The sequence below is a fragment of the Streptomyces sp. NPDC053673 genome (genome assembly GCF_055585225.1).
On record NZ_JBVJKN010000029.1, the window covers coordinates 1 to 10,641 of the forward strand.

The 10,641-nt window shown below is 71.1% G+C and carries 8 protein-coding genes; 4 read left to right on the forward strand and 4 right to left on the reverse strand.

Annotated elements, in window-relative coordinates; all coding sequences use genetic code 11:
- The first annotated feature begins 445 nt into the window (after positions 1–445).
- Together ACZ6ZQ_RS30200 and ptsP are read left to right on the forward strand one after the other, a co-directional pair.
- Positions 446–895, forward strand: a complete 450-nt coding sequence (locus tag ACZ6ZQ_RS30200; protein ID WP_469771688.1) for a PTS sugar transporter subunit IIA — start codon at positions 446–448, stop codon at positions 893–895.
- A 77-nt stretch (positions 896–972) separates the two neighbouring features.
- Positions 973–2,643: a phosphoenolpyruvate--protein phosphotransferase gene (ptsP, locus tag ACZ6ZQ_RS30205; RefSeq protein ID WP_469771689.1), complete on the forward strand. Its 1,671-nt coding sequence runs from the start codon at positions 973–975 to the stop codon at positions 2,641–2,643.
- Positions 2,644–2,721: 78 nt separating this feature from the next.
- On the opposite strand, the gene ACZ6ZQ_RS30210 is transcribed toward ptsP, so the two are convergent.
- Together ACZ6ZQ_RS30210 and ACZ6ZQ_RS30215 are read right to left on the reverse strand one after the other, a co-directional pair.
- A complete protein-coding gene (locus ACZ6ZQ_RS30210; RefSeq protein WP_469771690.1) occupies positions 2,722–3,666 on the reverse strand; it encodes a hypothetical protein in 945 nt (314 codons plus the stop codon).
- A 90-nt stretch (positions 3,667–3,756) separates the two neighbouring features.
- Entirely contained in the window at positions 3,757–5,733 is a 1,977-nt protein-coding gene (locus ACZ6ZQ_RS30215) for an acetoacetate--CoA ligase (RefSeq protein ID WP_469771691.1), read from the reverse strand.
- Between the two features lie 241 nt (positions 5,734–5,974).
- Between ACZ6ZQ_RS30215 and ACZ6ZQ_RS30220 the strand changes: the two genes are divergently transcribed.
- Positions 5,975–8,338: a glycoside hydrolase family 31 protein gene (locus ACZ6ZQ_RS30220; protein WP_469771692.1), complete on the forward strand. Its 2,364-nt coding sequence runs from the start codon at positions 5,975–5,977 to the stop codon at positions 8,336–8,338.
- Positions 8,339–8,408: 70 nt separating this feature from the next.
- Here ACZ6ZQ_RS30220 and ACZ6ZQ_RS30225 read toward each other — a convergent pair whose 3' ends face one another.
- Positions 8,409–8,951, reverse strand: a complete 543-nt coding sequence (locus tag ACZ6ZQ_RS30225; protein ID WP_469771693.1) for an NUDIX domain-containing protein — start codon at positions 8,949–8,951, stop codon at positions 8,409–8,411.
- 75 nt (positions 8,952–9,026) lie between these two features.
- A complete protein-coding gene (locus ACZ6ZQ_RS30230; protein WP_469771694.1) occupies positions 9,027–9,863 on the reverse strand; it encodes a M15 family metallopeptidase in 837 nt (278 codons plus the stop codon).
- Between the two features lie 260 nt (positions 9,864–10,123).
- On the opposite strand from ACZ6ZQ_RS30230, the gene ACZ6ZQ_RS30235 reads away from it, so the two are divergent.
- Entirely contained in the window at positions 10,124–10,576 is a 453-nt protein-coding gene (locus ACZ6ZQ_RS30235) for a Zn-ribbon domain-containing OB-fold protein (protein ID WP_469771695.1), read from the forward strand.
- Positions 10,577–10,641: the final 65 nt, after the last annotated feature.

The window sequence follows — 10,641 nt, forward strand, 5'->3', positions numbered from 1 at the left end:
CCTCTCGGGCTTTCCTCCGGGCGCTTCCCTTCGGTGTTTCCAGCTTAGCAGATCCGATTTCCGTTTCCGCCACCCGCTGGAGCGGGCTGCCGGGCTGTTTCCTCGCTGATTTGCGATTTCCCTTTCCGGCCTTTCAAACCCTACCAGCCTTTTCCCGACTTCCTGACCATCCGCCCTGCGGGCATGCAGAGGTTTAGACCAGTTAGGATGGTGGCTTGATAGGTGCTGCCGACCTACGGCTCAGAGTCGCGTCGTGGTCAGGCAGGGGTACGACAGTACATGTCGCCGGTAGACGAGGCAAATCGTTTCCGGTGCCCTCCAGGTCCGCCAACTGGCAGCTGTCATGCGGAACCTGGACTTCCTATGACATACGCTCAGAAGAGCGCGCCGTCCGGCGACAGGCAGCGGACGGTGCCACTTGATCTCCGCCCCCTGGGAGGCTCCCATGACAACCGTGACGTCGCCTCTGGCCGGCCGCGCCATCGGGCTCGCGGCAGTGCCCGATCCGGTGTTCTCCGGCGCGATGGTCGGTCCCGGTACCGCCATCGACCCCGAGCGTGAAGCCTCGGAGGCCGTCTCGCCCGTGGACGGCATCGTTGTCTCCCTGCACCCGCACGCCTTCGTCGTCGTCGACGGGCAGGGGCACGGTGTGCTGACCCATCTCGGCATCGACACCGTGCAGCTCAATGGTGAGGGCTTCGAGCTCCTCATCAACAAGGGCGACACCGTCAAGAGCGGCCAGCCGATCGTGCGCTGGGACCCGGCCGCCGTCGAAGCCGCGGGCAAGTCGCCGATCTGCCCCGTCGTGGCGCTGGAAGCCACCACCGACTCTCTCGCCGATGTCATCGACAGCGGCGACGTGAAGGCCGGCGACACGCTGTTCACCTGGCAGTGACCGCACCGTCCTGTCGACGGGCCAGTTGTACATCCATCGCGGTGGCTGGGACCGCCGCACAATCGGAGACGGGTGAAATGGAGACAACGCTGCGAGGCGTCGGCGTGAGCCACGGTGTGGCGATCGGCGAGGTTCGGCATATGGGGACGGCGGTCCTGGAGCCGCCGGCCAAGCAGATCCCGGCGGAGGAGGCCGAGCGCGAACAGGGGCGCGCTCGCCAGGCCGTCGAGGCTGTGGCCGCCGATCTTATTGCGCGCGGCAATCTGGCGGGTGGCGAGGCACAGCACGTGCTCGAGGCGCAGGCCATGATGGCGCAGGACCCGGAGCTCATGGCCGACGTCGAGCGCCGCATCGCTGTCGGCAGCACGGCGGAGCGGGCCGTGTACGACGCGTTCGCCGCGTACCGGGCTCTGCTGGCTGGTGCCGGGGAGTATCTGGCCGGGCGGGTGGCCGACCTCGATGACGTACGGAACCGGATCGTCGCGCGGTTGCTGGGTGTGCCGATGCCGGGTGTTCCAGACAGCGACGAGCCGTATGTGCTGATCGCGCGGGATCTGGCTCCGGCGGACACGGCGCTGCTCGACCCGGCGCTCGTTCTCGGCTTCGTGACCGAGGAGGGTGGGCCGACCAGCCACAGTGCGATTCTCGCGCGGGCTCTCGGAGTGCCGGCCGTGGTGGCGCTGCCGGGCGCCGGTGAGCTGGCCGAGGGCACGGTCATCGCGGTCGACGGCAGCACCGGTGAGATCTTCGTCGAGCCGAGCGACGAGCGGCGCGCGCAGATGGAGCGGGCCGCCGCTGAGCGGAAGGCCGCGCTGGCCGCGTCGACCGGGCCCGGAGCGACGTCCGACGGGCACAAGGTGCCGCTGCTGGCGAATGTGGGCGGCCCCGCCGATGTGCCGGCCGCGGTGGAGGCCGGGGCCGAGGGCGTCGGTCTGTTCCGTACCGAATTCCTCTTCCTGGACGACAGCAAGCAGGCGCCGTCGGAGGCCAAGCAGGTCGAGGCGTACCGCAAGGTCCTGGAGGCGTTCCCGGAGGGCCGGGTGGTGGTGCGGGTGCTGGACGCGGGCGCGGACAAGCCGCTCGACTTCCTGACTCCGGCCGACGAGCCGAACCCGGCGCTGGGCGTGCGGGGCCTGCGGACCCTGCTGGACCACCCCGAGGTGCTGCGCACCCAGCTGACGGCGCTGGCCAAGGCGGCCGAGGGGCTGCCCGTGTACCTCGAGGTCATGGCACCGATGGTGGCCGACCGTGCCGACGCGAAGGCCTTCGCGGACGCCTGCCGTGAGGCGGGGCTGCGGGCGAAGTTCGGCGCGATGGTCGAGATTCCCTCTGCCGCTCTGCGGGCGCGCTCGGTGCTGCAGGAGGTGGAGTTCCTTTCGCTGGGTACGAACGACCTGGCGCAGTACACCTTCGCGGCCGACCGGCAGGTGGGTGCGGTGTCCCGGCTGCAGGACCCGTGGCAGCCCGCGCTGCTCGACCTGGTCGCGCTGGCGGCGGAGGCGGCCAGGGCCGAGGGCAAGAGCTGTGGTGTGTGCGGCGAGGCCGCCTCGGATCCGCTGCTGGCATGTGTGCTGACGGGGCTCGGTGTCACCTCTCTCTCGATGGGTGCGGCGTCGATCCCGTATGTGCGGGCGACGCTCGCGAAGTACACGCTCGCCCAGTGCGAGCGGGCGGCCGCGGCGGCGCGTGCCGCGGACAGCGCCGAGGAGGCGCGGGGCGCCGCGCAGGTGGTGCTGTCCGGGGAATGACCTGGCGGTTCGCCGGTGAGTCCGGTGTGAGGGGGCTTCCCGCCTGTCCGGCGGGGAGCCCCCTTCTGCTGGTGCACGTCAGTCGCCCAGATCGAACCCCGCGCAGTACTCGACACCCGGCTCGGGGGAGATCGGATCTCCGGTGTCCGCGTCCGTGCAGTAAGCGCTGAAGACCTCGGCCTCGGTGAGCGGGACGAGGCGGCCGTGGTGGAGGCGCCAGCCGTGGAGCCGGTCGGGTGCGCCGGGTGCGGAGGTGCGGAGCACCACTCCCCCGGGGCTTTCGAGGGCGATGCCGACGGCGAGGACGGTGGCGAACTCCGCGCCGTCGGACGAGTCGAGCACGGCCGGTGAGGCGGCGGTGCGCGTCGCGTGGAGGACCGCCAGCAGTTGTTCGTCCCCGGTGGGGACGCTGCAGACGAGGTGGTGCGTGCCCGGGCCGGCGGTGTCGAGGAGTCGTAGCAGCAGTTGTGAGGCGCGGTCGAATGCCGAGCGTCCGAGGTCCTCGCCGCAGTCCGCGCACGTGCCGAAGTCGCTCAGCAGCGATGTCGCGTACTCCCATGTGGCCTGGCGGACCGAGCGGTTGATGAGCAGGGGGACGAGATCGGTGATCGGCTGGCCCGTGTAGGCGACGGTGGCGCCTGCGGCCGCGATCTCCGCGGTGTAGCGGCTGCGGCTCGGGGAGGTGTCCGCGTCCAGTCCGGTCTCGGCGCAGAAGCGGGCGTAGTCCTCCGGGTCGAACAGGGCCACGGTGGTGTGCCCACCCTGTGCGGTCAGTGATCTGAGCAGGCCTTCGATCTGGTGGAGATAGCCGGGATGGTCGTCGAACGTGAAGGTCCGGTACCGGCGCATGGCCGCGAAGTCCTGCTCGTCGACCAGCAGGCCGACGGTGGCCGGTACGTCGCGGCGCAGTGCTCGCCGCATGGATCGCTGCCGGTTCTTGGCACTCGTCCGGTTCTTGCTGCGCGCCTGATCGCTGGTGCGCGCCTGATCGCTGGTGTGCGTGTGGTCGTTGGTGTGCGTCATGAATCCCCCTGGGTCCCTGTGAGCCCTGTTGATCAGTGCTCACTCACCGTAACCGTGAGCACTGACAACGTGACCTCGTGACCCGGGGGGTCAGGCGCGCTTGCGCGCCAGCTCTTCGTAGAAGCGCAGCAGATCGAGGTTGTCGACCGAGCCGGGATTGACCGCCTTCGCCAGTGCCGTGCCCTGGAGGAGGCGCTTGACCGGGACCTCGATCCGCTTGCCGGTGAGGGTGTGCGGGATGCCCGGGACCTCGATGATGTCGTCCGGGACATGGCGTGGTGAGAGCTGTTCGCGGATGGTCTGCTTGATGCGGGCGCGCAGTGCGTCGTCGAGGGCGGCCCCGGGCGCGAGGTGGACGAAGAGCGGCATCCAGTAGCCGCCGTCCGGTTCTTCGAGGCCGATGACGAGCGACTCGCGGATCTCCGGGAGCCGTTCGACGGCTTCGTAGATGTCGGCGGAGCCCATGCGCACGCCCTGGCGGTTCAGGGTGGAGTCGGAGCGGCCGTGGATGACGACGGAGCCGTGGTCGGTGATGGTGATCCAGTCGCCGTGGCGCCAGACGCCCGGGAACATCTCGAAGTAGCTGTCGCGGTAGCGGCTGCCGTCGGGGTCGTTCCAGAAGTGGACCGGCATGGACGGCATGGGGTTGGTGACGACGAGTTCGCCGACCTCGCCGATGACGGGCTTGCCGTGCGGATCCCAGGCCTGGAGGTCGGTGCCGAGACAGGCCGCCTGCAGTTCGCCGATGTGGACAGGGAGGGTGGGTACGGCGCCGGCGAAGCAGCTGCAGACGTCGGTGCCGCCGCTGACGGAGGCGATCCACAGGTCTTCGCGGACCTCGTCGTGCAGCCAGCGGAAGCCGTCGGGCGGGAGGGGGGAGCCGGTCGTGGCGACGCACTGGATGCGCGAGAGGTCGTAGTCACGGCCGGGGTGCACCTCGGCCTTGCGGCAGGCCATGACGTACGCGGCGGAGGTGCCGAAGAGGGTGGCCTCGGTGCGTTCGGCGATGGCCCACTGGGCACCGGTCTCCGGGAAGCCGGGGCTGCCGTCGTACAGGATGACCGTGGTGCCGGTGAGCAGGCCGGAGACGAGGAAGTTCCACATCATCCAGCCGGTGGAGGTGTACCAGAAGAAGCGGTCGCCGGGGCCGAGGTCGCAGTGCAGGCCGAGCTGCTTGAAGTGTTCGAGGAGGATGCCGCCCTGGGACTGGACGATGGCCTTGGGGAGGCCGGTGGTGCCGGAGGAGTAGAGGACCCAGAGCGGGTGGTCGAAGGGGACCTGCTCGAAGACGGGCTCCGTGTCGGACGAGGTGAGGTCGGACCAGGAGAGGGCACCTTCGGGGGCGGGTGTGCCGAGCAGGGGGATGTGGACGACGGCGCGCAGGGTGGGCAGTTCGCCACGGAGTTCGGCGACCACGTCGCGGCGGTCGTGTTCCTTGCCGCCGTAGCGGTAGCCGTCGACGGTGAACAGGACGACGGGTTCGACCTGCTGGAACCGGTCGAGGACGCTGCGGGCGCCGAAGTCGGGGGCGCAGGAGGTCCAGACGGCGCCGACGGCGGCGGTGGCGAGAAGCGCGGTCACGGCCTGCGGGATGTTGGGCAGGTAGCCGCTGACGCGGTCGCCGGGGCGTACGCCGAGGGCGCGCAGTTCCGCCGCGAGCGACCCGACCTGGCGGCGCAGCTCGGCCCAGCTCAGGGGCGTGGGGTCATGTGTCTCGTCCACATGGATGAGGGCCGGCTCATGGGTGCGTGCGGGGTCCTCTGCGGTGCGCAGGGCGTGCTCGGCGTAGTTGAGGGTGGCGCCGGGGAACCACTGGGCGCCGGGCATGGTGCGCTCGCCCAGGACGCGCTCGTACGGTGAGGAGAACCGCACGTCGAACCATTCGGCGATCGCCCGCCAGAAGGTCTCCAGCTCGTCGACCGACCAGCGGTGCAGTGCCGGGTAGCCGCCCTCGGCCGGGGCGCCGTACCGCTCCGCCGCCCAGGCCTGGAAGCGGGTGATCCGGGCGGCGTCGATACGGTCGGCGTCCGGCTGCCAGAGGGGGGCAGGGTTCGCTGCTGAGGTCATGGGGCGGCTCCCGGGCAACTGTGTGGCTCTGCGCGTGGTCGGCACGTGGTCTACGTGCGTGGGTCCCGCGCAGGGGCATGGGTGTGCCTTTTGCGCGGCTGACAGGGACGATGCCATGTGATCGTCTTCCGCACCAGGGTTCGCCACCCATGGTGAGGTGGCTGATTGTGTGCTCCCGCCACGGGTGAACGGGAGTTGAACGGACCCCGCCAAGGCCATGCTGGATGGCAGGGTGAGCAGCATGGACGGTCGTGAGCTGGTGCGTTCGGTGAGGGTCTTCGGGACGGTGCAGGGGCTGCGCGCGGCGCGGTCGGCGTGGCGCCGGCGGCGTACGGACGCATGGGGGTTGCAGCCGCGGGGAGCGGAGCGTGCGCGGGTGCCGGGCGCGGTGACGGGGGCGGAGCCACTACCGGGCGGCGGAATCGTCCGGTTCGCCCGTTCTGAGCTGCGGGTGCGGGTCGCGGCCGCCGGCACTGTCTTCTGGGGCTGGGACGGTGCCGAGCCCGAGCCGTCGTTCGCGCTGGCCGGGGCGCCGCCGGAGCCCGATCCGCGCGCCGAGCTGGAGCCGGACAAGGACGGCGGCTGGCGGATCGTGTCGGAGCGGGTCACGGTCGCGGTGTCGCGGTACGGCGCGGTCGAGATCCGGACACCCGGCGGGGTCGTCCTGCGCCGGGATCTGCCGCCGCGCTGGTGGGAGCCGGCGGGCGGCGGGCCGGCGCGCTGGTTGCAGCGCACCGAAGTCGCTGCCGACGCACGGTTCTTCGGGCTCGGCGGCCGGTCGTCGGGGCCGCGGCTGCGGGACGGTTCGTACCGGCTGTGGAACACCGATCCGCGCGGCAGCTTCGGTCCGGGCGACGATCCGCTGTACATCACGATGCCGGTGCAGCTGGTGGTCGCGGACGCCGGTACGCATCTCGCGTTCCTCGACAGCTCGTGGGAGGGACAGGTCATTCTGCGCGAGGGCGAGGAGGGCGCGGGTTCCGGGCATGACCGGCCGGGCACCAGCGAGGTGCGGATGGGGGGCGGGCCGCTGCGCTGCTGGGTCGTCGTGGGTACTCCGGCGCGCGTCCTGCGCGGCTGGACGGCGCTCACGGGCGCTCCCGCGCTCCCCCCGTCGTGGGCGCTGGGCCCGCAGCACGCGCGCTGGGGTTTCGGCAGCGAGCGGGAGGTGCGGCGGGTGGTGGCCGGCTACCGGGAGAGGGGGCTTCCGCTGTCGGCGCTGCATCTCGACATCGACCACTACGACGGGTACCGGGTCTTCACCGTCGACCGTGAGCGCTTCCCGGATCTGCCGGGGCTGGCGAAGGAGCTGCGTGCGGACGGGGTACGGCTGGTGTCGATCGTCGATCCCGCGGTGAAGGCGGAGCCCGGGAACGCGGTCTACGAGAGCGGTGCGGCGGCCGGGGCGTTCGTCCGGGACGCGCGCGGACGCCAGGTGCGCGGGGTGGTGTGGCCGGGTGAGTGCGTGTATCCGGACTTCACCGATCCGCGGGTGCGTGAGTGGTGGGGCGGCCTGTACGAGGAGCGGCTCGCGCAGGGTTTCTCCGGGGTGTGGCACGACATGAACGAGCCGGTGTCGTTCGCGCCGTTCGGCGACATGACGCTGCCACGTTCGGCCCGGCACGAGCTGGAGGGGCGGGGCGGTGACCACCGCGAGGCCCACAACGTCTATGCGCTGGCGATGGCGCGGGCCGGTTATGAGGGGCTGTGCCGGCTGCGGCCCGACGAGCGTCCCTTCCTGTTCTCGCGGTCCGGGTGGGCGGGGATGCAGCGGTACGGAGGGACCTGGTCCGGCGATGTGTCGACGGGCTGGCCGGGGCTGCGGGCGTCGCTTTCGCTGGTGCTGGGTCTCGGTCTGTGCGGAGTGCCGTACTCGGGCCCTGATGTGGGCGGTTTCGACGGCAGTCCGTCGCCCGAGCTGTTTCTGCGCTGGTTCCAGCTGGGTGCGTATCTGCCGTTGTTCCGTACGCATGCGGCGATCGATGCCGGACGAAGGGAGCCGTGGGAGTTCGGTCCGCAGGTCCTCGGTCACGCGAAGGCGGCACTGCTCGAACGGGAGCGGTTGCGCCCGTACTTCGTGACGCTGGCGCAGCTGGCCCGGCTCACCGGCGCGCCGTATGTGCGGCCGGTGTGGTGGGGTGCGCCGGGCGACCGGGCTCTGCGCGACTGCGAGGACGCCTTTCTGCTGGGTGATGCGCTGCTGGTGGCGCCGGTGCTGGAGCGGGGAACGGACCGGCGGGCGGTGCGGCTGCCGCGCGGGCGGTGGTACGACACGGTGTCCGGGGAGGCGTACGAGGGTCCGGGCCAGGTGCTGCTGGACGCGCCCATGTCGCGGATCCCGGTACTGGCGCGGGCCGGTGCGGTGATTCCGGTGCGCGGTGAGGACGGCGGGACCGAGCTGGAGGTGTGGGCGCCTGCGGCGGGGCGCACCGGGAGCGGTCTGGTGGTCGAGGACTCCGGCGGCGTATCGGCGCGCCCGGTGGTGGAGCGGTACACGTCGCGGCTGGTGGACGGCCGGGTGGTGGTGGAGCGGGTCGCGGCCGACGGGGCGGTGGCAGCGGAGCGTCCGGTACGGGTACGGGGGATGGCACCCGCCAGGGCCTGATCCACCGGGCAGGCCCCGGGGAGTGTCTTCGAAGCAGCGTCGTCCGCCCGCAGGGCGGGCCGGACAGCCCTTAGCGGTACCGGCCCGCGAACCAGTTCCGTACGGCCGTGGTGTGCAGCGGGAACGCCAGCTGGGCGGGCTCGTACAGGATGTGCCAGCCCTCGGTCTCCTCGGTCGGGGCGGACGGCGGCAGGGCGGTCGCGGCGCGCTCCGGGAGCAGGCCGAAGAGGAGCAGGTGACCGCCGGGCGAACTGAGCGCGTCGGCGAGCGTGACGTCCGCGGCGGCGGCCTCGATTCCGGTTTCCTCGCGGAGTTCCCGTACGACCGCGTGCTGCCAGTCCTCGGAGTGATCGATGAACCCGCCGGGCAGCGCGGTCCCGCCGCGCTGCGGTTCGATGGTGCGGGTGATGACGACGAGTCCGGTGCCGTGCCCTCCGGTGACGGGGAGCAGGGCGACGGCGACGGGCAGCGGATTGCGGTAGGCCGTGTCGCCGCAGGTGGCACAGGTGCGGGGCCAGCCTGCGGCGATCGGGTAGCGGGCCCCGCAGCTGGAGCAGTGGGAGTCCTTGTTGTGCTTCCCGGGGCGGGCCGTGGGTTCACTGGGCTCGGTCACACGCGGACTGTACGCGACGCCGAACCCGGTCGGCGGCCGGTGTCAGGTCCGTGTGCGATCGGTGTGAGACCGGTGTCAGGTCAGTGACCTCCGCGATACGGGGAAGTCGAAATAGGTGTCGGGGAACAGTTCCGGCTTGTGGGTGAAGTGCCACCACTCCTCGGGCAGGTTGACGAAGCCGACGTCGCCGAGTGTGTTCTTGAGGAGTTGGCGGGCGGCACGCCGGCTGCCCTGGATACGCGGGTCGTCGGTGTGCGACAGGGTGTCGAAGCAGTCGAACCCCGTGCCCATGTCGACGGAGTTGTCGGGGAAGCGCTCGGACTGCGGTGCGTAGCAGGGGATGAGCGGCTCGCCGGGCACGTACGGACGGGTCCTCGCGGCCGGGAGCTCGACGAGGGTCAGGTCGACGGTGCTGCCGCGGCTGTGGCCGGATTTCTCCGCGATGTAGCCGTCCGCGAAGAGCCGGTCCTTCTCGACCTGCGGATAGAACTCCCCTTTCATGCGTTCGTCGTCCAGGTCCTTGGCCCAGCGCACGAAGTGGTCGACGGCGCGCTGCGGCCGGTAGCAGTCGTAGACCTTGAGCGAGTAGCCCTGGCGCAGCAGTTTCCGCTGAGCCCGGTGGAGTGCCTGGGCGGACGGGCGGGTGAGGATACAGATCGGCTGCTGGTAGCCGTCGATCGGCTCACCCACGAAGTTGTGCGCGGTGGTATAGCGCATTTCCTGGATGATCGTCGGGTCCACGGAGCGCAGCGCGACGAATTCGTCGGGGGCTTTCGGCTCGGGGGCCGAGCGGGCCGCGGCCGGGGAGACGGCGGTGGCGGCAGTGGCGGCAGTGGCGGCGGTGGCGGCGAGCAGCGCCGCGGTGATGAGGGTCAGAGCGCGGGCGCGGATTGCGGAAGCGAGTCCTCTCATGCGCACCGTCTATCAGGTACGGGTGGCCGGGACCACCCCCGTGGGTTCCGGCCACCCGTTCATTCGTATCGGACGCCGTTCGGGCTTATCCGGTTCTCACTTTCGGCGGATCCGGAGAAAAGGTCCGCCCGGCCGGAAACACAGGCGATCGGCGGCGGCCGCACAGGGGCTCGTCGCGCGCGCCGAGTCGTGGCACACTACAGCCGTTCTGACGATCCGTCAGTCATCTTCGGTCATCGGTGGGCTTCCGGGGAGGGACCGTGGCGCGCACGCGCACACCTGTGGTGGACGGCTGGTTCACCGAGGGCGACGACCAGCGGGAGTTCCGGCTGCTGGGCACCCGCTGTACCGCCTGTTCCGCGGTCTTCTTCCCGCGTGAGGACGTGCACTGCCGCAACCCCGGCTGCACCGGCGGCGAGCTGGCGGAGGTTCCCCTGTCGAAACGCGGCCGCGTGTGGTCGTACACGGACGGCCGCTACCGGCCGCCGGCGCCGTACGTCAGCGACCCGGACGCCGAGTGGGAGCCGTACACGCTCGTCGCCGTCGAGCTCGCTGCCGAGCGCATGGTGGTCCTCGGGCAGGCGGCACCCGGCGTGACCGTCGCGGACCTGAGCGTCGGTATGGAGGTCGAGGTGGTGCCCGGGATTCTCAACGAGGAGGCGGAGACGGCCTGGACGACCTGGCGCTGGCGTCCGGTGGAGGTGGACCGGTGAGCGACGGGCACGCGGCCGCCGGACCGCAGAAGACATCGATGACCGCACCTCTGCGCCACGTGGCA